General features: G+C 64.4%; 25 protein-coding genes. 6 read left to right on the forward strand and 19 right to left on the reverse strand.

What is annotated here, in order from left to right:
* Nucleotides 1-9: 9 nt before the first annotated feature.
* From ROZ00_13845 to ROZ00_13895, 11 genes are all read right to left on the reverse strand, one after another.
* Nucleotides 10-558 carry a type I restriction endonuclease gene (locus tag ROZ00_13845; protein ID MDT3737306.1) on the reverse strand — a complete coding sequence of 183 codons (549 nt, stop codon included), beginning with the start codon at nt 556-558 and terminating at the stop codon, nt 10-12.
* Between the two features lie 53 nt (nt 559-611).
* Nucleotides 612-1880 carry a Fic family protein gene (locus ROZ00_13850; protein MDT3737307.1) on the reverse strand — a complete coding sequence of 423 codons (1269 nt, stop codon included), beginning with the start codon at nt 1878-1880 and terminating at the stop codon, nt 612-614.
* A gap of 265 nt (nt 1881-2145) precedes the next feature.
* The gene (locus ROZ00_13855; GenBank protein MDT3737308.1) at nt 2146-2562 is read right to left on the reverse strand and encodes a F0F1 ATP synthase subunit epsilon; all 417 of its coding nucleotides are present in this window, start codon (nt 2560-2562) and stop codon (nt 2146-2148) included.
* 79 nt (nt 2563-2641) lie between these two features.
* Nucleotides 2642-4021: a F0F1 ATP synthase subunit beta gene (gene atpD / locus ROZ00_13860; GenBank protein ID MDT3737309.1), complete on the reverse strand. Its 1380-nt coding sequence runs from the start codon at nt 4019-4021 to the stop codon at nt 2642-2644.
* Between the two features lie 24 nt (nt 4022-4045).
* Entirely contained in the window at nt 4046-4912 is an 867-nt protein-coding gene (gene atpG / locus ROZ00_13865) for a F0F1 ATP synthase subunit gamma (GenBank protein MDT3737310.1), read from the reverse strand.
* Between the two features lie 19 nt (nt 4913-4931).
* Nucleotides 4932-6470: a F0F1 ATP synthase subunit alpha gene (atpA, locus tag ROZ00_13870; GenBank protein MDT3737311.1), complete on the reverse strand. Its 1539-nt coding sequence runs from the start codon at nt 6468-6470 to the stop codon at nt 4932-4934.
* An 18-nt stretch (nt 6471-6488) separates the two neighbouring features.
* Nucleotides 6489-7022: a F0F1 ATP synthase subunit delta gene (locus ROZ00_13875; GenBank protein MDT3737312.1), complete on the reverse strand. Its 534-nt coding sequence runs from the start codon at nt 7020-7022 to the stop codon at nt 6489-6491.
* 3 nt (nt 7023-7025) lie between these two features.
* Nucleotides 7026-7499 (reverse strand): F0F1 ATP synthase subunit B, encoded by a 474-nt coding sequence (locus tag ROZ00_13880; protein ID MDT3737313.1) that lies wholly within the window; start codon nt 7497-7499, stop codon nt 7026-7028.
* Between the two features lie 31 nt (nt 7500-7530).
* A complete protein-coding gene (atpE, locus tag ROZ00_13885; protein MDT3737314.1) occupies nt 7531-7779 on the reverse strand; it encodes a F0F1 ATP synthase subunit C in 249 nt (82 codons plus the stop codon).
* A gap of 48 nt (nt 7780-7827) precedes the next feature.
* Nucleotides 7828-8685: a F0F1 ATP synthase subunit A gene (gene atpB, locus ROZ00_13890; protein MDT3737315.1), complete on the reverse strand. Its 858-nt coding sequence runs from the start codon at nt 8683-8685 to the stop codon at nt 7828-7830.
* Between the two features lie 2 nt (nt 8686-8687).
* Nucleotides 8688-9098, reverse strand: a complete 411-nt coding sequence (locus ROZ00_13895) for an ATP synthase subunit I (GenBank protein MDT3737316.1) — start codon at nt 9096-9098, stop codon at nt 8688-8690.
* A 195-nt stretch (nt 9099-9293) separates the two neighbouring features.
* Here ROZ00_13895 and ROZ00_13900 point away from each other — a divergent pair, with 195 nt between their 5' ends.
* The 6 genes from ROZ00_13900 to ROZ00_13925 are packed head-to-tail and all read left to right on the forward strand — an operon-like array spanning nt 9294 to nt 16600.
* Entirely contained in the window at nt 9294-9605 is a 312-nt protein-coding gene (locus ROZ00_13900; protein MDT3737317.1) for a metalloregulator ArsR/SmtB family transcription factor, read from the forward strand.
* Nucleotides 9602-10849, forward strand: a complete 1248-nt coding sequence (locus ROZ00_13905) for an amidohydrolase family protein (protein MDT3737318.1) — start codon at nt 9602-9604, stop codon at nt 10847-10849. Before ROZ00_13900 ends, ROZ00_13905 begins: the two co-directional genes overlap by 4 nt.
* Nucleotides 10846-11262 carry a hypothetical protein gene (locus ROZ00_13910; GenBank protein ID MDT3737319.1) on the forward strand — a complete coding sequence of 139 codons (417 nt, stop codon included), beginning with the start codon at nt 10846-10848 and terminating at the stop codon, nt 11260-11262. The genes ROZ00_13905 and ROZ00_13910 overlap by 4 nt, the downstream gene beginning before the upstream one ends.
* Nucleotides 11263-11273: 11 nt before the next feature.
* Nucleotides 11274-12062: a DUF2145 domain-containing protein gene (locus ROZ00_13915; GenBank protein MDT3737320.1), complete on the forward strand. Its 789-nt coding sequence runs from the start codon at nt 11274-11276 to the stop codon at nt 12060-12062.
* A gap of 28 nt (nt 12063-12090) precedes the next feature.
* Complete coding sequence (locus ROZ00_13920) at nt 12091-13974, forward strand: MFS transporter (GenBank protein MDT3737321.1); 1884 nt, start codon at nt 12091-12093, stop codon at nt 13972-13974.
* Nucleotides 13975-13984: 10 nt separating this feature from the next.
* Nucleotides 13985-16600 (forward strand): DUF2339 domain-containing protein, encoded by a 2616-nt coding sequence (locus ROZ00_13925; GenBank protein ID MDT3737322.1) that lies wholly within the window; start codon nt 13985-13987, stop codon nt 16598-16600.
* Here ROZ00_13925 and ROZ00_13930 read toward each other — a convergent pair.
* The 8 genes from ROZ00_13930 to ROZ00_13965 form a co-directional block, all read right to left on the reverse strand.
* Nucleotides 16597-17442: a ParB/RepB/Spo0J family partition protein gene (locus ROZ00_13930; GenBank protein MDT3737323.1), complete on the reverse strand. Its 846-nt coding sequence runs from the start codon at nt 17440-17442 to the stop codon at nt 16597-16599. The two genes, ROZ00_13925 and ROZ00_13930, sit on opposite strands and share 4 nt — an antisense overlap.
* A 13-nt stretch (nt 17443-17455) precedes the next feature.
* Nucleotides 17456-18226, reverse strand: coding sequence for a ParA family protein (locus ROZ00_13935; GenBank protein MDT3737324.1), 771 nt, complete (start codon nt 18224-18226; stop codon nt 17456-17458).
* A gap of 4 nt (nt 18227-18230) precedes the next feature.
* Nucleotides 18231-18860, reverse strand: coding sequence for a 16S rRNA (guanine(527)-N(7))-methyltransferase RsmG (rsmG, locus tag ROZ00_13940; protein ID MDT3737325.1), 630 nt, complete (start codon nt 18858-18860; stop codon nt 18231-18233).
* On the reverse strand, nt 18857-20758 hold the full coding sequence (gene mnmG, locus ROZ00_13945) for a tRNA uridine-5-carboxymethylaminomethyl(34) synthesis enzyme MnmG (protein MDT3737326.1): 1902 nt from the start codon (nt 20756-20758) through the stop codon (nt 18857-18859). The genes rsmG and mnmG overlap by 4 nt, the downstream gene beginning before the upstream one ends.
* A 110-nt stretch (nt 20759-20868) precedes the next feature.
* A complete protein-coding gene (locus tag ROZ00_13950; GenBank protein ID MDT3737327.1) occupies nt 20869-21606 on the reverse strand; it encodes an ABC transporter ATP-binding protein in 738 nt (245 codons plus the stop codon).
* A complete protein-coding gene (locus ROZ00_13955) occupies nt 21603-23363 on the reverse strand; it encodes a branched-chain amino acid ABC transporter ATP-binding protein/permease (GenBank protein MDT3737328.1) in 1761 nt (586 codons plus the stop codon). The genes ROZ00_13950 and ROZ00_13955 overlap by 4 nt, the downstream gene beginning before the upstream one ends.
* A complete protein-coding gene (locus tag ROZ00_13960; protein MDT3737329.1) occupies nt 23360-24397 on the reverse strand; it encodes a branched-chain amino acid ABC transporter permease in 1038 nt (345 codons plus the stop codon). Before ROZ00_13960 ends, ROZ00_13955 begins: the two co-directional genes overlap by 4 nt.
* Nucleotides 24398-24546: 149 nt before the next feature.
* Nucleotides 24547-25716, reverse strand: coding sequence for an ABC transporter substrate-binding protein (locus ROZ00_13965; GenBank protein ID MDT3737330.1), 1170 nt, complete (start codon nt 25714-25716; stop codon nt 24547-24549).
* Between the last annotated feature and the right edge of the window lie 2 nt (nt 25717-25718).

The raw sequence follows: 25718 nt of genomic DNA on the forward strand, positions 1-25718 counted from the left end.
GGATGCCCTTCATGCGACCGACAATTGGCTCAGCGCCGGCTCTTCGGGGGCGCGGGGGCTGAGAAAAGTGGCATAGGGCGGGGCGGCAGTAAAAGCGCCCTCTCCCCCGGCCCCTCTCCCTCTTGCGAGAGAGGGGAGGTAGGCGAGCCATTCGGCCAGCAGGTCGGGCTTGTAAAAAGCGAACACCGGCCGGGAGCGGGGCTGGGGATCGAGACCGTTGGTGAAGCGGGTTTCCGCCCCGGTCGATTGATAAGAGAAGGGCAAGGGATTGCCCCAGCGCGGCAGTCCGGCGGGCAGGCCCTTGGTGTATTTGTCGGATTGAGTCTCGACGCCGGTAAGGGTGACGCCTTCCTTTTTGGCTTCGATTACCCCGGCGGCCTTGCCCTCCACGTAAAGCAGGTAGTCGGCGAAGCCATAGCCTGGGAGGGGAAACTCGCGAATGGCCACGCCGCGCGCGGCGTGGATGTTGGCTTTATCGGCGTCGCAGACATGCCAACCCGCTGCCGATAGCAGCCGGTCGATCTCCTCCCTCGCTTTTTGTTCTGGTTGTGGCGCCAAGACTAGAGTCTCATCTTGGAAATGACGACGGGAATGCTAGCACGGGCGGGGCCTTAGCTCGCCATATTCACAATCCGTTCCTGCAAATCCCCCGGTGCAGTAAAGAGCATGGCTCGGCCGCTGCGGTCCGCTATCAAAAGGTTCAGCTTGGCAAGATTCAACAGATCCGAGCGCGCCGTTTGATAGGCAGTGCTATGCACACGTTGGTGTGTGTCGATTCGGTAGATTTCACCCGGATGTTTGAGGGCATGCCCCAGCAGGGCGACTTGACGGTGATTGAATTTGTTGCGCAGAGCCGGAGAAGTTGACAGCAAGCGCTGGGCGCTGCGCTGTTCTTCACCCATGCGTGCGAGATAGTCATGTAGCGCTTCAATGGCCTTGCGGATGATATCGAGCTGGTGCAGAGCGAAGTAGGTGGTATCGCTGCCATCGGTCTCTGTGTAGAGATACGCCTTCACATACTGCGAAGGTGCGGCACGCAGGAAATGGGAGATCGAAAGGAATTCCATCAACCAGTAGCCACTGCGCGCCATGGACCAGTAGAACAACGCCCGTGCAGTGCGGCCATTGCCATCCACGAACGGATGGTCGTAGCCAATCATGAAGTGAAGCAGGATCGCACGCAGCACCGGATGCACGAAGGGCACGGCGTTTTCGTCAGCGTTGGCGAACGCACATAGCCGCTCGAGACGTTCCGGTAATTCGCCGAAGGGGGGCGGTTGATGCAGAAGAGTACCGTCTCGGTGATCGACGACATGCACGTCATCGTTTAGACGCAAGCGTCCAGCATCGGCGGGGTCATCGAGCGTACCTTCCGTAAGAACGCGGTGCAGATTCAGGATTCGCTCGGGCGTTATTGGGTCATCCTTCATGCCCCGAATGATTTCCATCGCCTGGTAGTTGTTGAAGATCATTTGCTCGCTGCGGTCACGCGGCTTGCGTTGTTCGCGCAGCATGGACTCGGCAACTTTCCGCGTAGTGGCAGCGCCTTCTAGCTGACTTGAGGTGATGGCTTCTTCGATGAGCGAATGAAGCAGATAACGATTACGCTGTTCCGGAGTATTGATCTCTGCGGCTGCGCGTATCTCGCCTGCGGCATCGCGGTCGATGTGATGCAAATGAATCAACACGGATTCCGGCATTGCCAGCAAGAAGGGTTTGCCAGCCTTATCCAGTAACGGAAGTTGCCGGGACTGGCCAAGGCGCGCCATCTTAATCGCAAACCACCATTCTTCCAATGAAAGGTCGTTCGGCGGGGCACGATGACGTATCTGATCCCAGTGGAGGTATTCGCCCGCCGCCAGAGGAGAATAGTTCTCCATGATCCGGCTCATCCGTTCAGGTGGGATCTTTCCGGAGATAGCCCATTCGGAGGGGGGCGATATTGGGATTTTCATGGCCACCTACTAATTTGCTATTGAATTAGTAATTGATTAGTAGGTTACTAGCCAGGTCAGGGCTTGTCTACTAATTCGATAGCAAATTAGTAAATGGCTAGTAAGTTAATAGGTTTTAACCTGACTAACTTAATGAAAACAAATAAAAAAGGCAGCCGAAGCTGCCTTTTTTATTTGCTGTTACTTTCGCTCAGTGCCGCGGCTTGCGCAGTTTCTGGATGGCGGCGAGTTGGGCGATGGCTTCGGCCAGTTCGGCCTGGGCCTTGGCGTACTCGAGTTGCGAGGTCTTGTTCTGCAGCGCTTCCTCGGCCTTCTTCTTGGCGTCGAGGGCCTTGGCTTCGTCGAGGTCCTTGCCGCGGATGGCGGTGTCGGCCAGCACGGTGACGAGGTTGGGCTGCACTTCGAGCATGCCGCCGGCGACGAAAACCAGCTCTTCGTGGCCGTCCTGCGTCTTGACGCGGACGACGCCCGGCTTGATGCGGGTGAGCAGCGGCGTGTGGCCGGGCATGATGCCCAGCTCGCCGGCTTCGCCCGGGAGAACGACGAACTCCGCCAGACCCGAGAAGATCGATTCTTCCGCGCTGACGATGTCGACGTGTACGGTCATTGCCATGGTTACCTTTCCCTATTTCCCTCTTGCCCTCTCCCCGGCCCTCTCCCGCTTGCGGGAGAGGGAGGGAAGTCCGTTATTGCAGGGTCTTGGCCTTCTCGAAGGCTTCGTCGATGGTGCCGATCATGTAGAAGGCCTGCTCGGGCAGGGCGTCGCACTCGCCGTTGACGATCATCTTGAAGCCGCGGATGGTTTCCTTCAGCGGCACGTACTTGCCGGCGGAACCGGTGAACACTTCGGCGACGAAGAAGGGCTGCGAGAGGAAGCGCTGGATCTTGCGGGCGCGGGAGACGACGAGCTTGTCTTCCGGGGCCAGTTCGTCCATGCCCAGAATCGCGATGATGTCGCGCAGTTCCTTGTAGCGCTGGAGCGTGGCCTGCACGGCGCGGGTCGTGGAGTAGTGCTCCTCGCCGACGACGTTGGGGTCGATCTGGCGGCTGGTGGAATCCAGCGGATCCACGGCGGGGTAGATGCCCAGCGCGGCGATGTCGCGCGAGAGCACGACGGTGGCGTCGAGGTGGCCGAAGGTGGTGGCCGGCGACGGGTCGGTGAGGTCGTCGGCGGGCACGTACACGGCCTGGATCGAGGTGATCGAGCCGGTCTTGGTGGAGGTGATGCGCTCCTGCAGGCGGCCCATTTCCTCGGCCAGCGTCGGCTGGTAGCCCACGGCGGAGGGCATGCGGCCCAGCAGCGCGGACACTTCGGTGCCGGCCAGCGTGAAGCGGTAGATGTTGTCGACGAACAGCAGCACGTCGCGGCCTTCGTCGCGGAAGTGCTCGGCCATGGTGAGGCCGGTCAGCGCGACGCGCAGACGGTTGCCGGGGGGCTCGTTCATCTGGCCGTACACCAGGGCGACCTTGTCGAGAACGTTGGACTCCTTCATCTCGTGGTAGAAGTCGTTGCCCTCGCGGGTGCGCTCGCCCACGCCGGTGAACACGGAGTAGCCGGAGTGCTCGATGGCGATGTTGCGGATGAGCTCCATCATGTTCACCGTCTTGCCGACGCCGGCGCCGCCGAACAGGCCGACCTTGCCGCCCTTGGCGAACGGGCAGATCAGGTCGATAACCTTGATGCCGGTCTCGAGCAGCTCCTGGCTGGGGGCCAGCTCGTCGAAGGCGGGGGCCTTCTGGTGGATGGAGCGGCGGTCTTCGGTGGCCACCGGGCCGGCTTCGTCGATGGGCGCGCCGAGCACGTCCATGATGCGGCCCAAGGTGGCCTTGCCGCAGGGCACCATGATGGGCTTGCCGGTGTTGCTGACCACCATGCCGCGGCGCAGGCCCTCGGAGGAGCCCAGCGCGATGGTGCGCACGACGCCGTCGCCGAGCTGCTGCTGCACTTCCAGCGTCAGCTCGGAGCCGTCCATCTTGAGAGCGTCATAGACTTTCGGCATGTCTTCGCGCTTGAACTGGACGTCCACCACGGCGCCGATGCACTGTACGATCGTTCCTTGACTCATCGTATTTCCCCAATTAACAAATTCTTAGACGGCTGCTGCGCCGCCGACGATTTCGGAAATTTCCTTGGTGATCGCGGCCTGGCGGGTCTTGTTGTAGACCAGCTGCAGTTCGTTGATCACGTTGCCGGCGTTGTCGGAGGCGGCCTTCATGGCGACCATCCGCGCGCTCTGCTCGGAGGCCATGTTCTCGGCCACCGACTGGTACACCAGTGCCTCGACGTAGCGGACCAGCAGCTCGTCGATGACGGCGCGGGCGTCCGGCTCGTAGATGTAGTCCCAGCCGTGCTCGGTCGGGCGCAGCTGTTCGCCGGAGAGCGGCAGCAGCTGTTCCAGCACCGGCTCCTGCTTCATGGTGTTCAGGAAGCGGGTGTAGGCGATGTAGACGGCGTCGAGCTCGCCGGCCTGGAAGGCGTCGAGCATGACCTTCACCGGGCCGATCATCTTCTCGAGGTGCGGCGTGTCGCCAAGGTGCGTGACGTTGGACACGACCTTGGCGCCGAGGCGCTGCATGAAGCCGAGGCCCTTCGAGCCGATGGCGGTGACGCGGATGTCGGCGGCGCCCTTGCCTTCCCATTCCTTCAGGCTGTTGAGCGCGATGCGCAGCACGTTGGTGTTGAGGCCGCCGCACAGACCCTTGTCGGTCGTGACGACGATCAGGCCGACGCGCTTCACTTCGCCCATCTTCTTGAGGAAGGGGTGCTTGTACTCGGAGTTGGCGTGGGACAGGTTGGCGGCCAGCCGGCGGATCTTCTCGCCGTAGGGACGCGCGGCCTTCATGCGCTCCTGTGCCTTGCGCATCTTCGAGGCCGCGACCATCTCCATGGCCTTGGTGATCTTGCGCGTGTTTTGCACGCTCTTGATCTTGGTGCGTATTTCCTTGCCGCTTGGCATGGTTGGCTCCGGCTAGTGGTTACGCCCAGGTCTTCTTGAACTCTTGAACGGCGGCATCGAGGGCCTTCTCCGCATCGGCGTCGAGGTCCTTGGTGCTTTCGATCTTGTTCATGAGGTCGGCGTATTTCTGGCGCATGTACTGGTGCAGGGCGGCCTCGCAGGCGAGGGCGCGCTTCACCTCGACGTCGTCGAAGTAGCCCTTGTTGATGGTGAACAGGGTCACGGCCATTTCCGCCACCTGCATCGGCGAGTACTGGGCCTGCTTCATCAGTTCCGTCACCAGGCGGCCGCGCTCGAGCTGCTTGCGGGTGGCTTCGTCCAGGTCGGAGGCGAACTGGGCGAAGGCCGCGAGTTCGCGGTACTGGGCSAGSGCCAGACGCACGCCGCCGCCGAGCTTCTTGATGACCTTGGTCTGGGCGGCGCCGCCGACGCGGGACACCGAGATGCCGGCGTTGATGGCGGGACGGATGCCGGCGTTGAAGAGGTCGGTCTCCAGGAAGATCTGGCCGTCGGTGATCGAGATGACGTTGGTCGGCACGAAGGCGGTCACGTCGCCGGCCTGCGTCTCGATGACGGGGAGCGCGGTGAGCGAACCGGTCTTGCCCTTGACCTGGCCCTTGGTGTACTTCTCGACGTAGGCTTCGGAGACGCGGGCGGCGCGCTCGAGCAGGCGGGAGTGCAGGTAGAACACGTCGCCGGGGTAGGCTTCGCGGCCGGGCGGACGGCGCAGCAGCAGCGAGATCTGGCGGTAGGCCCAGGCCTGCTTGGTCAAGTCGTCATAAATGATCAGGGCGTCCTGGCCGTTGTCGCGGAAGTATTCGCCCATGGTGCAGCCGGAGTACGGGGCGATGTACTGCATCGCGGCGGACTCGGAGGCGGTGGCGACGACGACGATGGTGTATTCCATCGCGCCGGTCTCTTCCAGCTTGCGGATCACGTTCTTCACCGTCGAGGCCTTCTGGCCGATGGCGACGTAGACGCAGAACAGGTCCTTGCCCTTCTGGTTGATGATGGTGTCGATGGCCACCGCGGTCTTGCCGGTCTGGCGGTCGCCGATGATCAGCTCGCGCTGGCCGCGGCCGATCGGCACCATGGAGTCGACCGACTTGAGGCCGGTCTGCACCGGCTGCGACACCGATTTACGCCAGATCACGCCCGGGGCGATCTTCTCGATCGGCTCGGAGAGCTTGGCGGCGATCGGGCCCTTGCCGTCGATGGGCTGGCCCAGGGCGTTCACGACGCGGCCGACCATCTCGGGACCGACCGGCACTTCGAGGATGCGGCCCGTGCACTTGACGGTGTCGCCTTCGGTGATGTGCTCGTATTCGCCGAGAATGATCGCGCCGACGGAGTCGCGCTCGAGGTTCATGGCGAGGCCGAAGGTGTTGCCGGGGAATTCCAGCATTTCGCCCTGCATGACGTCGGCCAGGCCGTGCACGCGGCAGATGCCGTCGGTCACGGAGACGACGGTGCCTTCCGTGCGGGCGGTGGCGGCCAGCTGCAGATTCTGGATCTTGCTCTTGATCAGGTCGCTGATTTCGGAGGGATTGAGTTGCATGTCTTGACTCCTGGTTTCTTAGCTCTGTAGCGCCGTGGCCATGGCTGCGAGCTTGCCGCGCACGGAAGCGTCGATGACCTGATCGCCGACGGCGATCCGCACCCCGCCGATGAGCTCGGGGTCGAGGCTGACCGTCGCCTGGATCTTGCACTTGAAGCGTGCTTCCAGTTCGGCGACGAGATTCTTCAGCGTGGCATCGTCTAGCGGGAAGGCGGAGGCGATGTCGGCCTCCTGCACACCCTCCTGCCCGTTCTTCAGTTCGACGTAAAGGTCGCGGATCTCGGGGAGAACCTGCAGGCGCTCGTTGTCGACGAGGAGGCGGACGAAGTTCTGCTGTTCGGCAGAGACCGATCCGACGACGTCGAGGAACAGCTGCGCGACCTGCGCCGGCAGCAGGCGGGGATTGCCGATGCATTCCACCATCTGCGCGTCGGCGGCGACGGCCGCCATGCGGTCGAGCGCCTGCTGCCATGGACCCAGCGCATTGGTCGCCCGCGCCAATTGAAATGCGGCATCGGCGTAGGGGCGTGCGAGGGTGATGTTCTCGGCCATGGCTTACTTGAGTTCCTGTTTCAGGTTGGCGAGCAGGTCGGCGTGGACTTGGGCGTTGATTTCCTTGCGCAGGATGCGCTCGGCACCGGCGACGGCGAGGGCGGCGACCTGCTCGCGCAGGGCCTCCTTGGCGCGCTGGGCGGCGACGCCGGCCTCGGCCTCGGCGGCCTGGCGGGCTTGCGTAATGATGCGCGCCGCTTCCTGGCGGGCTTCCTCGATCAGCTGGGCGCCCTGCTTCTCGGCACCGGCACGCAGCTCGGTGGCGGATTCGCGGGCCTTCTTCAGCTCATCGACGACCTTTTTCTCGGTCAGCGCCAGTTCGGATTTCGCCTTGTCCGCAGCCGATAGCCCGTCGGCGATCTTCTTCGCGCGCTCGTCGAGTGCCTTCATGATGGGCGGCCACACGAATTTCATCGTGAACCACGCCAGAATGAAGAACACAACCAGCTGGGCAAACAGCGTTGCGTTCAGATTCACGGTAATCGCTCCTTGATTGGACGGGGGTCGATTACTTCGGCAGGAACGGGTTGGCAGTGGTGTACCAGAGGGCGATACCGGTGCCGATAATGAACGCGGCGTCGATCAGGCCGACCAGCAGGAACATCTTGGTCTGCAGGGTGTTCATCAGCTCGGGCTGACGGGCCGACGACTCGAGGAAGCGGCTGCCCATGATGCCGATGCCGATACAGGCGCCGGCGGCACCCAGACCGATGATCAGGCCGGCGGCCAGAGCAACGAAGCCAATGATTTGTTCCATGACAACTCCTTTGGTTACGAGGTTTAAGACAAAAAACGGGTTAAGTAATTAGTGACTCTCGTGCGCCTGACCGACATACACCAGGGTCAGCATCATGAAGATGAAGGCCTGGAGGGTGATGATCAGGATGTGGAAAATGGCCCAGATCGTGCCGGCGATGACGCCGCCGATCCAGAGCAGGCCGGAGCCGAGGGTGCCGGCCCAGGCCGCGCCCATCAGGGCGATCAGCATGAAGATCAGTTCGCCGGCGTACATGTTGCCGAAGAGTCGCATGCCGTGCGAGACGGTCTTGGCGACGAATTCGATCAGCTGCATGGCGAAGTTGATCGGCCACAACACGGGATGCGCGCCGAAGGGGGCGGTGAACAGTTCGTGGATCCAGTGGCCGAGGCCCTTGATCTTGACGCTGTAGTAGAGGCAGAGCAGGAGCACGGCGGAGGACATGCCGAGCGTGGCGTTCAAGTCGGCGGTCGGCACGACGCGCAGGTAGGCATGGTGCGGATCGTGGCCGGCAGCGCCGAAAATCCAGGACCAAATTTTCGGCAGCAGATCGACCGGCAGCAGATCCATGGCGTTCATCAGGAAGATCCACATGAACACGGTGAGCGCCAGCGGGGCGACGAACTTGCGCGACTCGGGCGAATGCACGATGCCCTTGGCCTGGTCGGCGACCATTTCGACGACGATCTCGACGGCGGCCTGGAAGCGGCCCGGCACGCCGGAAGTGGCGCGGGCGGCAAGGCGGGCGAGGATGAACACGCCGAGCAGGCCGAGGCCGATGGAGAAGAACAGGGTATCGAGGTGGAGGACCGACCAGTCGACCAGGCCAACCTGCTTCTTGTTGGTGAGGAAGGTGAGGTGGTGGACGATGTATTCGGAAGCGGTGGGAGCGTGCTCGGTAGCCATGTTCAGAACTTTTTGCTCAAAAGTGCCAATAGATTCGCTTTAAGGGCCACTACCAGACCAGCGATCAATGCGAGCCAATGCATTTCGCGGTACAGGCTTGCGGCCGCCGCCAGCAACGCGATGGTTGCGGCGACTTTCATGAATTCCCCGACAAAGAACGCGGCGGGTGAAGCGCCGCCCGGCTTCCGGCTTTCCGCGAACAGACGCAGGGCGAAAAGCGCATTGGGCAGGACGATCGCGGCACCACCGAGTGCCGCCGAAACCGCGCCGTGCTTACCTGCCAGGAGCCCCGCGATTGCCGCCACCACCAGGGTTGCGACCGCTTGCAGAAAAACTGCCCGGAACATCAGCATGCCGGCTTCACCACGCTCGACAACCCGAATTTGCGCGCTGCAAAACTTCGCGCTGCGCAACGCGGCCGCCGCTTACAAAGACGGCGGATTTTATAGTCTTATAAAAGATCTGTCAAACCGGAAAACCGCGTGGTTGCTGGTATGCAAGCCAATTAAATCTCCAGTTATCAAATAGATCGGTTCAATACCCATATTGGTGCGACGCAGCAAAATTTGTCATTGACAAGATATAACTAAATAACTAAATTCTTCGTTATGAATCCCGACTACTCCCGCGCCATCCCGTCTGCCTGGAAGCACATGTCCAGGGTATTCACCGCGCTCGGCGACGAGCATCGCCAGCGCATCCTGCTGACTTTCGAACCCGGCGAGCGCTTGAATGTCGGCCAGATCGCCGAGGTATCGACGCTTTCCCGCTCCGCCGTGTCGCACCACCTGAAGATCCTGCGCGAAGCCGGCGTGCTCGACAGCCGCAAGGAAGGCAAGGAGGTTTACTTCTGGATCAACAAGGACTTCCTGCGGGAAGTCCTCAGCAATGTGCTCGATTACCTGGAGCACAACGCATGAACCGCCGCCGCTTCCTGATGATCGCCGGCACTGCCGGCCTGGGACTTGCCGGCGCAGCCGCCTGGCGTTTCTGGCCCGAGCATGGCCTGATGAACCCATGCCTGGCGGCCCTTCCGCGCGAAGTGGCCGATCACGAACTTGTCGAAGCTGCCTGGGAAGGGCTCGATCCGGCCCAGGTCTGGGACTGCCACGCCCACCTCGTCGGCACCGGGGATTCGGGCAGCGGCATCTGGATCAGCCCGTCGCTGGAATCCATGGTGTACCCGATCCAGTACGCCCAGCGGCTGTTCTTCCTGAACGCCGGCTGCGCCCACGACGCCCCCGGCCGGGTCGACCAGAGCTACATCGAGCGCATGCACAACCTGCTGGAAGGCATGCGGCCGGGCGTCAAGCTGATGCTGTTCGCTTTCGATTACCACCACCGCGAGGACGGCACGGTCGACCGCGACAACAGTTCGTTCTTCGTGCCGAACGACTACGCGCGGGACATGGCGCGCAAGTACCCGCAATATTTCGAATGGGTGGCTTCGATCCATCCCTACCGCCCGGATTGTATCGAGGCACTCGAGCGCGCCGCGGCCGGCGGCGCCCGTGCCATCAAGTGGCTGCCCGCCGCGCAGGGCATGAACCCGGCCTCGCCCCTGTGCGACCGCTTCTTCGCGGCGCTGGCGAAGCTCGATCTGCCGCTGATCAGCCATGCCGGCGAGGAACGCGCGGTGCACGGCGGCAACACGCAGCACTTCGGCAACCCCCTGCTGCTGCGCCGGGCGTTGGACCATGGCGTGCGCGCCGTGATCGCCCACTGCGGCTCGATGGGCCAGGACCGCGACCTCGACAAGGGCGAAAACGGGCCCTATGTCGACAGCTTCGACCTCTTCGCCCGCCTGATGGACGACCCCACTTACGGCCCGAAGCTGAACGGCGACATCTCGGCCATGACGCAACTGAACCGCGCCGGGCCGGCGCTGGAAACCGTGCTCGCACGCGAGGATTGGCATGCGCGCCTGCACAACGGCTCGGACTACCCGCTGCCCGGCGTGATGCCGCTGTTTTCCGTTACTTATATGGTGCAGCTCGGCCTGATACCGCAGTCCGCCGTGCCGGTGCTGGGCGAAATCCGGAAACACAATCCGCTGCTGTTCGACTTCGTCCTGAAGCGCCACCTGTCGTTCAGGGGCCGGCGCTTCGCACCGTCCGTTTTCATGACCCGATCGTTTTTTGAAAAGAAGAAGGAGAAGATATGAAGCTGAAGTCTGTCGTTCTGCTGTCCGCCGCCCTGCTGTTTTCCGCTCCGACCTTTGCACAGGATGCTTCGCGCGCTTCGGGCAACGCTTCCGCCGCCGCCTCGCGCGCGGTCGGCGTGGTCGTCGCCGGAACCGCTTCGGTAATGGCGGTCGGTTCGATGCTGACGGTCCAGTCCATCGAGAAGATAGGCGATGCCGTGGTGCTGGTGCTGAAGAATGCCTCCGAGGCGGCCACCGTCTCGGTCAAGGTGGCGGCCGACCTTTCCGGCAACGCCTCGGTCGCCGTCGGCACGGCGGTCTCGGTGGTCGCCGAGTCCACCGGCAAGGCCCTGGTCGCCTCGGGAAAGATCATCGCCTTCATTCCCAATGAGGTCGGCAAATCGCTGATCCACCATTCCCGCGTGAAGCACTGAGGGGCGGCTGAATGAGAAAAGCGCTCTTCCTCGTCCTGGCCTGCCTGTTTTTGCTGGGCGGCCGCGCCCAGGCCGGCCAGACCTGCTCGGAAAACCCGCCTACGGCCGAAACGCTGCAGAAGGCTTTCCGCCTAGCCCTGAAAACGCGCGATGCGCTGGAGGCCTCGGGCGCCGAAGTCGCCCTGATCGGGCGCGTCGGGCAGGACCTGTCGAAATACCGGCTGCGCTATTCGCATCTCGGCTTCGCCTGGCGCGACCATCCGCAGGGGCGCTGGCTGGTGGTGCACATGCTCAACCAGTGCGGCACCGCCGTTTCCGATTTGTTCAACGAGGGCCTCGCCAACTTCTTCCTCGACGACCTGTTCGCCTGGGAAGGGCTGATCGTGGTGCCGGGCGAGGAGATGCAGAAGAAGGTCGCCGCCAGCCTGCGCGAGGGCAATTTCGTCCGCCTGCACGAGCCGAACTACAACATGCTCGCCTATCCGTTCTCGACGCGCTACCAAAACTCCAACCAGTGGGCGCTGGAAGTGATGGCCGACGCGACGGGGCCCGGCCCGTCAGTCAGTCGCGCCGAGGCGCAGCAGTGGCTGAAGGCCAGCGGCTACGCGCCGACGACGCTGGAAATTCCCGCGATGACGCGCCTGGGCGGCCGCATGTTCCGCGCCAACATCGCCTTCGACGACCATCCGTCGGAGCGGCGCTGGGCCGGCAAGATCGACACGGTGACGGTGGAATCGGTGTTTGCCTTCGTCGCGTCGCGCGACCCGGCCAGCAAGCGGGTGCTGGTCCGCCTCGACTAACAACAACGGATACCAGGGAGAAAGGTTCATGTCATCCGGTCAGTTCGGCCTGCTGAAGGAGCGGCGCTTCGCGCCCTTCTTCGGCGTGCAATTCCTCGGCGCGCTCAACGACAACGTCTTCAAGCAGGCGCTGGTGATCCTGCTCACCTATTCCACCGCCAGCTACACGACGATGTCGACGGACATCCTGCAGAACCTGGCGCAGGGGCTGTTCGTGCTGCCCTTCTTCCTGTTCTCGGCGACCGCCGGCCAGCTCGCGGACAAGTACGAGAAGTCGCGCCTGATCAGCATCACGGTGGCGATCGAGCTGTGCTGCATGGCGCTCGGCGCGGCGGGCTTCTTCCTGCACAGCCTGCCGCTGCTGTTCACCGCCCTCTTCCTCGGCGGCGTCCAGTCGGCGCTGTTCGGCCCGGTGAAGTACGCCATCCTGCCGCAGCACCTGAAGGAATCCGAACTAGTCGGCGGCAACGGCATGGTCGAGATGGGCACCTCGGTGGCGATCCTCGCCGGCATGATGCTGGGCGGCTGGCTGGTGGCGCAGGAGGGCTGGGGGGTCACCGCGGCGGCCCTCGTCACCATGGGCATCTCGGCGACGGGTTTCCTGCTCTCGCGTTTCATACCGCTCGCCCCGGCGGCCGATCCGTCGCTCAGGATCAACTGGAACCCCTTCACCGAGACCTGGCGCAACTTCCGGTTCATGCGCGGCAACCGCACGGTGTTCCTCTCGGTGCTGGGCATCTCCTGGTTCTGGTTCTACGGCTCGATCTTCCTCACGCAGTTCCCCAACCTGTCGAAGGACATCCTCTCCGGCCAGGAGTCGGTGGTGACGCTGCTGCTGATCGTCTTCTCGATCGGCATCGGCGTCGGCTCGCTGCTATGCGAGCGCCTGTCCGGCCACAAGGTGGAGATCGGCCTGGTGCCCTTCGGCTCGATCGGCATGACGCTGTTCGGCATCGACCTCTATTTCGCGCTGGCCGCGCACCTCCAGCACGAACCGATGGCGCTGGCGGCCTTCCTGCACGATGCCGGCCACTGGCGCATCCTCGCCGACCTGTTCCTCATCGGCCTCTTCGGCGGCTTCTACATCGTGCCGCTGTATGCGCTGATCCAGATCCGCTCCGAGCCTTCGCACCGCTCTCGCATCATCGCCGGCAACAACATCCTCAATGCGCTGTTCATGGTCGCCGCGGCCGGCATCGCCATCGGCCTTTTCGCGGCGGGCCTGACCATCCCGCAGCTGCTGCTCGCCACGGCGCTGCTGAATGCCGTCGTCGCGTTGTACATCTACCGGCTGGTGCCGGAATTTCTCATGCGCTTCATCGTGTGGCTGCTGATCCACTCGGTGTACCGCCTGAAGAAGGAAGGGCTGGAGCACATTCCCGAGGAAGGCGCAGCGGTGATCGTCTGCAACCACGTCAGCTTCGTGGACGCGCTGGTGATCATGGCGGCCAGCCCGCGGCCGATCCGCTTCGTCATGGACCACCAGATTTTCAAATTGCCGATCATCAATTTTGTTTTCCGCGAAGGGCGCGCCATCCCGATCGCCCCGGCGAAGGAAGACCCGGCGTTGCTGGACAAGGCCTACGACGAGGTGGCGAAGGCGCTCGAGGCCGGCGACCTGGTGGGCATCTTCCCGGAAGGCCGCATCACCGACACGGGCGAGCTGTATCCGTTCAGGAAGGGCATCACCCGCATCGTCGAACGCACGCCGGTGCCGGTGGTGCCGATGGCGCTGAAGGGACTGTGGGGCAGCTTCTTCTCGCGCAAGGACGGGCCGGCCATGACGCGACCGTTCCGGCGCGGCCTGTTCTCGAAAGTCAGTTTGTGCGTGGCGCCGGCGGTGGCGCCGGCAGCCGCTACGCCGGAAGCGTTGCAGGAAATCGTCGCCAATCTCCGCGGGGATGCCCACTAAGGAGGCAGGAATGGAAACCGTCTTCGGCTTTTTCGTCGCGCTGATCTTCATTTACGTCCTGCTGGAATGGCGGCTGGGCAAGGCGCGGCGCGAGTCGGAGCGGCGCTACGCCGACCTCGAGGCGAAGATGCGCTGGCTCTACAAGATGCTGGACGAACTGCAGGCCGCGCCGCCCAAGCCGGCGGAAGCCCCTGCCGTCGAAGCGCCGCCGGCCGCGGAAACGAACGCCGAGCCTCAGGCCGAGATAACCGCCGTCCCGCAGAGACTGACTTTGCCGGAGGAAGCGGCGGCTGTTCCGCCTGCCGGGGAACCGGCGACGGAAAAGGAGCCGGGCTGGCTGGCGAAGCTGCTCTTCGGCGGCAACATCCTGGCGAAGATCGGCGTCGTGCTGCTGATCTTCGGCGTCGGCTCGGCGCTGAAGCTCGCCGCCGAGTTCGGCGTGCTGCCGGCGGAGGCGCGCCTCGGCATCGCGGCGCTGTTCGGCGTGGCGCTGGGCGTGCTCGGCTGGCGCAAGCGCGCCGGCCACGAGATGTTCGGCTTCGCCCTGCAGGGCGGCGGCGTGGCGGTGCTGTATCTCGTCGTCTATTTCGCCCTGACGCGCTACGCGCTGATCGGCACCGCCGCGGCCTTCGCGCTGTTCGTGCTACTCGGCGTCGGCGGCATGTTGCTGGCCGCGATCCAGGACGGCCGCTCGCTGGCGGTGCTCGGCCTGATCGGCGCCTTCCTTGCGCCGATCCTCGCTTCGAGCGACACCGGCAACCACGTCGTGCTGTTCTCCTATTTCACCCTGCTGAACCTGTTCATCTTCGGCCTGAGCTGGTTCAGGTCGTGGCGCTCGCTCAACGTGGCGGGCTTCCTGCTCACCTTCGCCATCGGTGTGAACTGGGGATTGAAGTTCTACCGGCCGGAGTATTTCTCGACGGCCGAGCCCTTCCTCGTCGTCCTGTTCCTCATCTACAGCCTGATCCCGATCGTGTTCGCGCTGCGTGCGGCGCCGGGCACCGCGGCAGTGGACCGCGTCGATGCCGTGCTGATCTTCGGCACGCCGGTGGTGTGCGGCTTCCTGCAGGTGCCGCTGGTGGAGCCCTTCGAATACGGCCTCGCTTGGTCGGCCGGCCTTGCGGGGTTGTACTACCTGGCGATCGCCACCTTCGTCGCCCGGCGCGGCAGCGATGAATTGTCGGTGCTGGCGGAGAGCCAGCGCTGGGTCGGCGCCGCGCTGCTGACGCTGGCCGTGCCCTTTGCCTTCGGCGCGCGTGCGACGGTGGCGCTGTGGGCGCTGGAAGGCGCGGCGGCGGCGTGGATGGGCGCGAAACGCGAACGCACGCGCATCGCGCTGGCCGGCCTGGCGCTGCAGCTCGTCGCCGGCGGCTATTTCCTGCTGCACGTCGACGAGCTCCGTCACGTCACGGCGCTCGCCAACGACGTCTTCGTCGGCGGCATGCTGGTGGCGGTCGCCGGATTGATCGGGAGTTACGCGGCCAGCCGTATGAATCCGAAGGCGGCGCCGCAATTCCTCTCCGCCGCGATGCTGCTGTGGAGCGCGCTGTGGCTTTACGGAACGGGGCTCAACGAGATCGACGTCTTCGTCGAGCGGCCCTGGCGCTTCGCCGCCTCGCTGGCACTGGTTGCCCTGCCGCTGGTGGCGGCCGAGTTCGCCGGCAAACGGCTCGACTGGCTGATTCTACGCCGGGCCGCCGTCCTGCTGCCGCTGGTGCTGGCCGGCGGCGCCGTGGCGGTGCTCGACCTCAAGCGCCATCCTTTCGCCGATGCGGCGTGGATCAGCTGGCTGCTGGCGTATGCCGGCCACTTCGCAGTGCTGAAGCGCCAGGAGGATGAAGGTGAAACGCTGTGGCTCAAGCTTCGCCACGCGCTGGGCTTCTGCGTGCTCGCCGCGCTCGCCGGCTGGGAGGCGAGCTGGCAGCTGAAGGAAGGGCTGCCCGAGATCCGCCTCGCGCGCATGCTCGGCTGGGGCGTGGTGCCGGCGTTGCAGCTCGCGGCGGCGCACTATGCAGCGCGGATCGACGCATGGCCGCTCGCAACGAACCGCAACGCCTATCTGAGTCTGGGCTCGAGTCCGGTGGTGCTGGCGCTGGCGGCGTGGACCTGCGTGCTCAACTTCGATTACTCCGGCACGGCCGGCGGGTGGACCTACATCCCCTTGCTCAATCCGCTCGACCTTGCGCAGATTCTCGTGCTGGCGACGCTGTTCGCCTGGGTGCGTGAGCAGTCCCGCGCGAAAGGCCTTCTCTTCGCCGTGCTGGGGGGGCTGACTTTCGTCTGGGTCAGCGCCGGTGCGGCGCGCACGGTGCACCACTGGCTGGGCGTGCCCTTCGTCTGGCACGCCCTGGTCGACTCGGTGGCGCTGCAGGCGAGCTGGTCGATCCTGTGGACCCTGCTCGCCCTCGGCCTGATGATCCAGGCGACGCGCCGCGGCCTGCGCACGCTGTGGTTCGCCGGCTTCGGACTGCTCGGGGTGGTCGGCCTGAAGCTGATGCTGGTGGACACGGCCCACGTGAACACGCTGGGCCGCACGGTGTCGTTGCTCGGCGTGGCGCTGCTGGTGATCGCCGCCAGCTACTTCGCGCCGACGCCGCCGCGGGAGGCGGCGGCGGAGAACAATTAACGCAGCTTCTCGAGGAGGCCGTCGAGCTGGTCGAGGCTGGAGAAGCCGATGGCGATCTGGCCGGCACCCTTGGCGCTCATCTTGATCTTCACCTGCGTGCCGAGCGAATCGGCGAGTTCCTCCTCGAGGCGCGCCACGTCGCGGTCTTCCTTCTTCGCCGCGGCGGCCTTCTGCTTGGGCGGATTGAGCTCGTGCTGCACCATGCGCTCGGCTTCGCGCACGGAATAGCCCTTGGCGGAAATGCGGTGGGCGAGCTGCACCTGGCTGGCTTTGGCCAGCGGCAGCAGCGCGCGGGCATGGCCCATGTCGATCTGGCCTGACATGAGCAGGTCCTGCACCGGCTTGGCGAGGTGCAGCAGGCGCAGCAGGTTGCTGGCGGCGGGACGCGAGCGGCCGACGGAATCGGCGGCCTGCTGGTGGGTCATGCCGAACTCGTCGATGAGGCGCTGGATGCCCATCGCCTCTTCCAGGGGGTTCAAGTTCTCGCGCTGGATGTTCTCGATGAGCGACATGGCGAGCGCCGCGTCGTCGGGGATCTCGCGCACCAGCACCGGCACCTCGTGCAGGCCGGCCAGCTGCGAAGCGCGCCAGCGGCGCTCGCCGGCGATGATCTCGTAGCGGCCGCCGTCGACCGGGCGCACCAGGATCGGCTGCATGACGCCCTGGGCCTTGATGGAGGCGGCCAGTTCGTTCAACGACTCCTGGTCCATGTGCGTGCGCGGCTGGTACTTGCCGGGCTGCAGGTAGTCGACGCGCAAGGTGTCCTGGCGCTGCGGCTCGTTGCTGTTGCCGGCGAGCAGGGCGTCGAGCCCGCGGCCGAGGCCTTTCGGTTTGGTAGCCATGTATTTTGTCTCCCTAGAATGTCTTGACGCGTTCGATCATCTCGGCGGCGAAGGCGAGATACGCCTGCGCGCCCTTGGCGGCGCGGTCGAACACCACGCCGGGCATGCCGTAGCTCGGCGCCTCGGCCAGGCGCACGTTGCGCGGCACGATGGACTTGAACACCTTGTCGCCGAAATGCTGCTCGAGTTGCGCGCTGACCTGGTTGGACAGGGTGCTGCGCGTGTCGAACATGACGCGCAGCAGGCCGATGATCTTGAGGTCCGGGTTGAGGTTGGCGTGCACCTTCTTGATGGTGTTCACCAGGTCGGAGAGGCCCTCCAGCGCGTAGTACTCGCACTGCATCGGGATGATGACGCCGTTGGCGGCGCACAGGCCGTTCAGCGTCAGCATGCTGAGCGAGGGCGGGCAGTCGATGAGGACGAAATCGTAGTCCTTGTCGTGCATCGCCAGGGCGTGCTTGAGGCGCGTCTCGCGGTTGTCGAGGTCGACCATCTCCACTTCGGCGCCGGCAAGATCGCGATTGGCCGGCAGGGTGTCGTACTTGCCGGTCTCGGATGCCTGGCGCGCCTCGGCCAGCGAGGTCAGGCCAAGCAGCACGTGGTAGACCGAGTTCTTCAGCGTGCGCTTGTCCACGCCGCTGCCCATGGTAGCGTTGCCCTGCGGGTCGAGGTCGACCAGCAGCACGCGCTGGCCCTGGGCGGCGAGCGCCGCAGCGAGGTTCACCGTGGTGGTGGTCTTGCCGACCCCGCCCTTCTGGTTGGCGACTGCAAATATATAGGACATTTTTTTATTGCTCCCTTATCACGCGCACCAGGTGGCGCGCGCCCTCCACGCCCGGCACTTGCAATGGCGTCACCTCCGCCACGCGCCAGCCGGCCGGCAGCTGGGCGATTTCCTCGTAGGGGTGCACCCCCTTCATGGCCAGCAGCGCGCCGCCTTCGGCGAGCAGATGGCCGGACAGCTTGACAAACTCGGCGAGATCGGAAAACGCGCGCGAGATCACCACGTCGCATTTCTCCGCCGGCTGCCAGGCCTCGACCCGCGCGCAGTGCACCGAGACGTTGGCGAGGCGCAACTCGATCTTCGCCTGCTGCTGGAAGGCCGATTTCTTCTGGTTGCTCTCCACCAGCGCCACCTGCAGGTCCGGCCGCGCGATGGCGAGCGGGATGCCCGGCAGGCCGCCGCCGCTGCCGATGTCGGCGAGGCGTTTCGCGTTGCCCAAGTACGGCAGCACCGCCAGCGAATCCAGCAGGTGGTGGCTGATCACCTGTTCCTCGTCGCGCAGCGCGGTGAGGTTGTACACCTTGTTCCACTTGCCGAGCAACGCGGCGAAGGCCAGCAGCTTCTCCTGCTCGGCGGGCGGCAAATCCAGGCCCAGCGCAGCCAGGCCGCGCGACATTTGTTCTACCCTGCTCATGCGCGCCTGCGGGATTCCCGCAACGATGAGCCGCGCCGCTTCAGGTGCACCAGCAACAGCGAGATGGCGGCCGGCGTGATGCCCTGGATGCGCGAGGCCTGCCCGAGGGTTTCCGGCCGGTGCTGGTTGAGCTTCTGCTGCACCTCGATCGAGAGGCCGCGCACCGTGCGGTAGTCGAGGTCGTCCGGCAGCGGCGTGTCTTCCTGCTCGCGGCTCCTGGCGATCTCCTCGGCCTGGCGGTCGATGTAGCCCTGGTACTTGGCCTGGATCTCCAGCTGCTCGACGGCCTGCGCATCGACGATCGGCTCGCCCGCGCCGGGTAGCGTCATCAGGCTGGCGTAGCTCACGTCGGGCCGGCGCAGCAGTTCGGCCAGGCTGTATTCGTGCTCGAGCGGCTTGCCGAGGACGCGTTCGGCGTTCGCGGCATCGACCGTCTTAGGATTCACCCAGGTCGTCTTCAGGCGCTCCTGCTCGCGGGCGATGGCCTCGCGCTTGCGGCTGAAGGCGTCCCAGCGCACGTCGTCGACGAGGCCCAGCCGGCGGCCGGCTTCGGTCAGGCGCAGGTCGGCGTTGTCCTCGCGCAGGCTGAGGCGGTATTCGGCGCGGCTGGTGAACATGCGGTAGGGCTCGGAGACGCCGCGGGTGATGAGGTCGTCGGCCAGCACGCCGAGATAGGCTTCGTCGCGGCGCGGGCACCACGGTGCCTCGCCCTTGGCGCGCAGGGCGGCGTTGAGGCCGGCGAGCAGGCCCTGGGCGGCGGCCTCTTCGTAGCCGGTGGTGCCGTTGATCTGGCCGGCGAAGTACAGGTTCCGGATGGCCTTGGTTTCCAGCGAGGAATGCAGGCCGCGCGGGTCGAAGTAGTCGTACTCGATGGCGTAGCCGGGGCGCAGGATGTGGGCGTGCTCGAGGCCGGGGATGGAGTGCACCAGCTCGAGCTGCACATCGAAGGGCAGGCTGGTGGAGATGCCGTTCGGGTAGATCTCGTGCGTCGTCAGGCCTTCCGGCTCGAGGAAGATCTGGTGGCTCGTCTTGTCGGCGAAGCGGTGGATCTTGTCCTCGATGGAGGGACAATAGCGAGGACCCACTCCTTCGATGACTCCTGTAAACATGGGCGATCGGTCCAGACCGCCACGGATGATGTCGTGCGTGTGCTGGGTGGTATGCGTGATCCAGCAGGGCAATTGCCGCGGATGCTGCGCAGCATTTCCGAGGAAGGAAAACACCGGTGCCGGGTCGTCGCCCGGCTGCACGGTCATGATCGAGAAATCGATGCTGCGCCCGTCGAGGCGCGGCGGCGTGCCGGTCTTCAGGCGACCGGCGGGCAGCTTCAACTCGCGTAGGCGCGCGGCGAGGCTCACCGCCGGGGGATCGCCCATACGGCCGGCCTGGTAGTGATCGAGGCCGACATGGATCAGCCCGGCGAGGAAGGTGCCGGCGGTCAGCACCACGGTTTCGGCCTCGAAGCGCAGGCCGAGCTGGGTGACGGCGCCGGTGACACGGTCGCCGGACACGGTGAGGTCGTCAACGGCCGCCTGGAACAGCGTCAGATTGGGCTGGTTCTCCAGGCGGCGGCGGATCGCCGCCTTGTAGAGGACACGATCGGCCTGGGCGCGCGTGGCGCGCACCGCCGGTCCCTTGCTGGAATTGAGGATGCGGAACTGGATGCCGGCCTCGTCGGTGGCCGCCGCCATGGCGCCGCCGAGCGCGTCGACTTCCTTGACCAGGTGCCCCTTGCCGATGCCGCCGATGGAGGGGTTGCAGGACATCGCGCCCAGCGTTTCGATGTTGTGCGTCAGCAGCAGCGTGCGGCAGCCGGCGCGTGCCGCGGCGAGCGCCGCTTCGGTGCCGGCATGGCCGCCGCCGATAATGATGACGTCATAACGCGTGGGAAACAGCATGGCTCGGAGATCGCTTCAGGGAGGCGCCATGATACGCGAGGAGCGAGCAAAAAAACAGGGAAATGTTTCACGTGAAACATTTCCCTGTTTAATCTTTAACTTACATAAACTTACTGCTTCTTTCCGCCCAATCCAAGGTAGGTTTCGACGACGCGCGGATCGTCAGCCAGTTGGCGGCTGTCGCCTTCCAGGGCAACGCTGCCGGTCTCGAGGACGTAGCCGTAGTCGGCGATCTGCAGCGCGGCGCGCGCGTTCTGCTCGACGAGCAGGATGGCGACGCCGGTCTTCTTCAGGTCGGCGATGATGTGGAAGATCTCGCGCACGATGAGCGGGGCGAGGCCGAGGCTCGGCTCGTCGAGCATGAGCAGTTTCGGCTTGGCCATCAGGGCGCGGCCCACCGCCAGCATCTGCCGCTCGCCGCCGGAGAGCGTGCCGGCCAATTGGGTGCGCCGTTCCTTGAGCCGCGGGAAGGTGGCGAAGACCTGGTCCATGGTCTTGCCCTCGTCGCGGTCACCGTGACGGTAGCGCTGGAAGGCACCGAGCAGGAGGTTGTCCTCCACGCTCATCTCGCCGAACAGCTCGCGCTTCTCGGGCACCAGCGTCATGCCCATGGCGACGAGATGCTCGACCTCGATGTCGCGCTGCACCTCGCCCTGGAATTCGATCTCGCCCTTCGAGGGCAGCAGGCCCATGATGGCGGAGAGCATGGTGGTCTTGCCGGCGCCGTTGGGTCCGATCACCGTGACGATCTTCCCCGCCTCCACCTTGAGGTTGATGTGGTGCAGCGCCTCGACCTTGCCGTAGGAGACGCACAGCTCGCGGATTTCCAGGATTGGGGTCGTCATCATTCCACCCCTCCGAGATAGGCTTCCAGCACCACCGGATCCTTCTGTACTTCCTCGGGCAGGCCTTCGGAAATCTTCTCGCCGAACTCCATGACGACAACGCGGTCGGCTAGGCCCATGACGAAATCCATGTCGTGTTCCACCAGCAGGATGCCCATGCCCTCGCTGCGCAGCTTGCGCAGCAGTTCGGCCAGCGACTGTTTCTCCAGATAGCGCAGGCCGGCCGCCGGCTCGTCGAGCAGCAGCAGGCAGGGATCGGAACAGAGCGCACGGGCAATTTCGAGAATGCGCTGCTGGCCGAGCGGCAGGCTGCCCGCCTCGTCGAACAAATGCTCGCCCAGGCCGACGCGCTCGAGTTGACGCTTGGCCTCGGCCAGCAGGCGGGCCTCCTCGGCGCGCTCGAGATGCAGAGAGGCCGAGAGCACGCCCTTCGATCCGCGCAGATGGGCGCCGATGGCGACGTTCTCCAGCACGCTCATGGTCGGCAGCAGGCGCACGTGCTGGAAGGTACGGCCCATGCCGCGCCGCGCGATCTCGCGGGAGGTCAACGCGTCGACGCGTTCGCCCAGAAAGCGGATCTCGCCGGAGGTGACCGGATCGACGCCCGAAATGCAGTTGAACATGGTGCTCTTGCCGGCGCCGTTGGGGCCGATCAGGGCCATCACTTCGCCGGCCTTCACGGTCAGGTTCATGTTGTTGTTGGCGACCAGGCCGCCGAATTGCTTGCGGGCGTCCTTCACCTCCAGCAGCACCGTACCGGCAACCGGCATCTCGCGCCGCGGCAGCGCCTCCGCCTCGGCGACCGTACGCTGTCCCTGCCGCACCGGAACCAGTCGCACCAGCCAGGGCCAGATGCCCTCTCGCGCACGCTGCAGCACCAAGATCAGCATGATGCCGAAAAAGATCACCTCGAAATTGCCGCTTTGTCCGAAGATCTTCGGCAGGACATCCTGCAGCCATTGCTTGAGGATGGTGATGAGGCCGGCACCAACCAATGCGCCCCAGACATGCGCGGCGCCTCCGACCACGGCCATGAAGAGATACTCGATGCCGATGTGCAGGCCGAAGGGCGTCGGGTTCACGAATCGCTGAAGATGGGCGTAGAGCCAGCCCGAGACGCAGGCGAACAGCGCAGCTATCAGGAAGATGATGGTCTTCGTGCGGGCCGTGTTGACGCCCATGCTCTCGGCCATCAGGCCGCCGCCCTTCAGCGCGCGAATGGCGCGCCCCTCCCGCGAATCGAGCAGGTTCTGCGTCGCCAGCATGGCACCGAGCAGAGCCGCCCAGATCAGATAATAGAACTCGCGGCCGGTATCCAGCTTGAAACCGGCCAATTCGAGGACGGGGATGCCGGTCAGGCCGGTGTGCCCGCCGAGGAACTCGAGGTTGCCGAAAAGGAAATACAGGCTGAGGCCCCAGGCGATGGTGCCCAGCGGCAGATAGTGGCCGGACAGCCGCAGTGTGAGAAAGCCCAGTATCAGCGCTACTGCGGCCGTCACGGCCAGGCCGACCAGCAAGGCCAGCCAGGGCGATACGGTGTAGGCGGTCGTCAGATAGCCCGTGGCATAGGCACCGAGTCCGACAAAGGCCGCCTGGCCAAAGGACGTCAGGCCGCCGACGCCCGTCAGCAGGACCAAGCCGAGCGCGACGATGGAATACAAGCCGATGTAATTGAGCAGCGTGACATAGAACTCCGGCAGGAACGCCGGTCCCAGGACCAGCAGGCCCAGAAATACCAGGAAGGGCAGACGCGCTTTCATTCCTCCTCCTCCACATGATGGGAGGTGAAGGAGCGCCACACGAGGACCGGAATGATCAGGGTGAACACGATGACTTCCTTGAAGGCACTGGCCCAGAAGGAAGAGAAAGATTCCAGCAATCCGACAAGGATGGCTCCGGCGGCGGCAAGCGGGTAGCTGACCAGACCCGCGATGATGGCGGCGACGAAACCCTTCAGACCGACGAGGAAACCGGTGTCGTAGTAGACCGTCGTGATCGGCGCGATGAGGATGCCGGAAAGTGCCCCAATGCCCGCTGCCAGCGTGAAGGACAGCTTGCCCGCCATGGTGGTGGAGATGCCCATCAGGCGGGCACCGACCCGGTTGATGGCAGTGGCGCGCAACGCCTTGCCGTAGAGCGTGCGACCGAAGAATTGGTAGAGGGCAACGATCAGGACGGCGCTGGCACCGAGCACCCACAGCGTCTGGCCATTGACCGTCAGCGTGCCGAGATTGAACTGCGCTTCACTGAAGGGCGTGGTGCGCGAGCCTTCGGCGCCAAAGAAGAGCAGGCCCAGACCGACGAGGGCCAGATGCACCGCCACCGAGACGATGAGCAGCACCAGCACCGAGGCTTCCGCCAGCGGCTGGTAGGCCAGGCGATAGACCATCGGGCCGAGCGGGACGACGATGGCCAGCGATAGTGCCACCTGCGCGACCAGCGGCAGGTTCCCCGGCTCCAGCCAGAGGACAAGTCCGGCCACCAGGGCAGGCAGAACCAGATCCCAAAGGGCGATGCGTTTCAGCCGTCCCAGGCTACCGCTGCGTACAGCCATGACAGTGTCAATAACTGCAACCAGGGCACCGGCGCCGAGCAGGAGCCAGAGCGTACCCGGGGTCTTCCCCGCTTGAAAGGCCGCCAGAGTCAGTGCGCCGTAGGCAACGAATTCGCCCTGGGGTATGAAAATGACCCGCGTGACGGCAAACACCAGCACCAGCGCCAGCGCCAGCAGCGCATAAATGGCGCCGTTGACGATGCCGTCCTGGCCGAGCAGCAATGCGATTTGCAAGTCCATCGTTTCTTGTCTTTTATTGGTAAAAAAAGGACGCTGCGTGAGCGGTGATTGTACGTCACCGCTCACGGCCAGCGCCCTCTCCCGTACTTCAATTATCCGGCGCGCCCTCACGCACCGGCCTTCGCTCCGCCTGGAGCGATGCCTCTAACTTACTTCTGCACCACCCACTTGCCACCTACGATCTTGACCATCACGCGCGCCCGCTGATCGAGACCGAGATGGTCGGTTGGCGTCATATTGAACACACCATGAGCGGCATAAAGATTCTTGGTGGCTTCCAGCGCATCGCGCAGGCCGGCGCGGAATTCCTTGCTGCCTGGCTTGCCTTTCTTCAGCGCGGCGGGGACGGCGTTGGCCAGCAGCAGACCGGCATCCCAGGCGTGTGCGCCGAAGGTGGACACGCTTCCGGGGCCATGCGCCTTCTCGTACTTGCCGATATATTCGAGGGCGGATTTCTTCACAGGGTTCGAATCCGGCAATTGCGCAGCCACCAGCACCGGGCCGGCAGGCAGGAAAGTACCCTCGCAATCCTTGCCGCAGACGCGCAGAAAATCATTGTTGGCAACGCCGTGCGTCTGGTAGATCTTGCCCTTGTAGCCCTTCTCCTTCAGCGTCTTCTGCGGCAGCGCGGCTGGCGTGCCGGAGCCGGCAATCAGGATGGCGTCCGGGTTGGTCGACATGATCTTGAGGATCTGGCCGGTCACGGAGGTATCGGCGCGGTTGAAACGCTCGTTCGCCACCATCTTCATCTTGCGTATCTCGGCGATCTTGCTGAACTCCTGCCACCAGCCTTCGCCGTAGGCGTCGGAAAAGCCGATGAAGGCCACCGTCTTCACGCCGTTGTTGCCCATGTGTTCGGTGATGGCGGTGGACATCTGCACATCATTCTGCGGCGTCTTGAATACCCAGCGCCGCTTGGCGTCCACCGGCTCAACGATGCGCGCGGAAGCGGCCATCGAAATCATCGGCGTTTCTGCTTCCGCCACCACATCGACCATCGCCAGGGAGTTCGGCGTAATGGTCGACCCGATGATCACGTCCACCTTGTCTTCGCTGAGCAGCTTGCGGGTGTTCTTGACTGCCGTCGTGGTATCCGAAGCATCGTCAAGAACGATGTATTTCACTTTCTCGCCGGCGATGGTAGCCGGCATCAGGGCAAACGTATTCTTCTCGGGAATGCCCAACGAAGCGGCAGGTCCCGTCGCGGAAACCAGTACGCCAACGGTGATATCGGCATGGGCAATCGTGACCGCACCAGCTGAAAGCAGCGCGGCAACAAGGGATTTCATCCTCATTGACTCCTCCTCTAACGAAAACAATG

Source organism: Denitratisoma sp., assembly GCA_032027165.1.
GTDB lineage: Bacteria > Pseudomonadota > Gammaproteobacteria > Burkholderiales > Rhodocyclaceae > Desulfobacillus.

Coding starts and splice junctions, on each gene's coding strand:
- ROZ00_13850 (MDT3737307.1), bottom strand. CDS start 1,880: ATGGAGAACTATTCTCCTCTGGCGGCGGGCGAATACCTCCACTGGGAT.
- ROZ00_13855 (MDT3737308.1), bottom strand. CDS start 2,562: ATGACCGTACACGTCGACATCGTCAGCGCGGAAGAATCGATCTTCTCG.
- atpD (MDT3737309.1), bottom strand. CDS start 4,021: ATGAGTCAAGGAACGATCGTACAGTGCATCGGCGCCGTGGTGGACGTC.
- atpG (MDT3737310.1), bottom strand. CDS start 4,912: ATGCCAAGCGGCAAGGAAATACGCACCAAGATCAAGAGCGTGCAAAAC.
- ROZ00_13875 (MDT3737312.1), bottom strand. CDS start 7,022: ATGGCCGAGAACATCACCCTCGCACGCCCCTACGCCGATGCCGCATTT.
- atpE (MDT3737314.1), bottom strand. CDS start 7,779: ATGGAACAAATCATTGGCTTCGTTGCTCTGGCCGCCGGCCTGATCATC.
- atpB (MDT3737315.1), bottom strand. CDS start 8,685: ATGGCTACCGAGCACGCTCCCACCGCTTCCGAATACATCGTCCACCAC.
- ROZ00_13900 (MDT3737317.1), top strand. CDS start 9,294: ATGAATCCCGACTACTCCCGCGCCATCCCGTCTGCCTGGAAGCACATG.
- ROZ00_13905 (MDT3737318.1), top strand. CDS start 9,602: ATGAACCGCCGCCGCTTCCTGATGATCGCCGGCACTGCCGGCCTGGGA.
- ROZ00_13910 (MDT3737319.1), top strand. CDS start 10,846: ATGAAGCTGAAGTCTGTCGTTCTGCTGTCCGCCGCCCTGCTGTTTTCC.
- ROZ00_13915 (MDT3737320.1), top strand. CDS start 11,274: ATGAGAAAAGCGCTCTTCCTCGTCCTGGCCTGCCTGTTTTTGCTGGGC.
- ROZ00_13920 (MDT3737321.1), top strand. CDS start 12,091: ATGTCATCCGGTCAGTTCGGCCTGCTGAAGGAGCGGCGCTTCGCGCCC.
- ROZ00_13925 (MDT3737322.1), top strand. CDS start 13,985: ATGGAAACCGTCTTCGGCTTTTTCGTCGCGCTGATCTTCATTTACGTC.
- ROZ00_13930 (MDT3737323.1), bottom strand. CDS start 17,442: ATGGCTACCAAACCGAAAGGCCTCGGCCGCGGGCTCGACGCCCTGCTC.
- ROZ00_13935 (MDT3737324.1), bottom strand. CDS start 18,226: ATGTCCTATATATTTGCAGTCGCCAACCAGAAGGGCGGGGTCGGCAAG.
- rsmG (MDT3737325.1), bottom strand. CDS start 18,860: ATGAGCAGGGTAGAACAAATGTCGCGCGGCCTGGCTGCGCTGGGCCTG.
- mnmG (MDT3737326.1), bottom strand. CDS start 20,758: ATGCTGTTTCCCACGCGTTATGACGTCATCATTATCGGCGGCGGCCAT.
- ROZ00_13950 (MDT3737327.1), bottom strand. CDS start 21,606: ATGATGACGACCCCAATCCTGGAAATCCGCGAGCTGTGCGTCTCCTAC.
- ROZ00_13955 (MDT3737328.1), bottom strand. CDS start 23,363: ATGAAAGCGCGTCTGCCCTTCCTGGTATTTCTGGGCCTGCTGGTCCTG.
- ROZ00_13960 (MDT3737329.1), bottom strand. CDS start 24,397: ATGGACTTGCAAATCGCATTGCTGCTCGGCCAGGACGGCATCGTCAAC.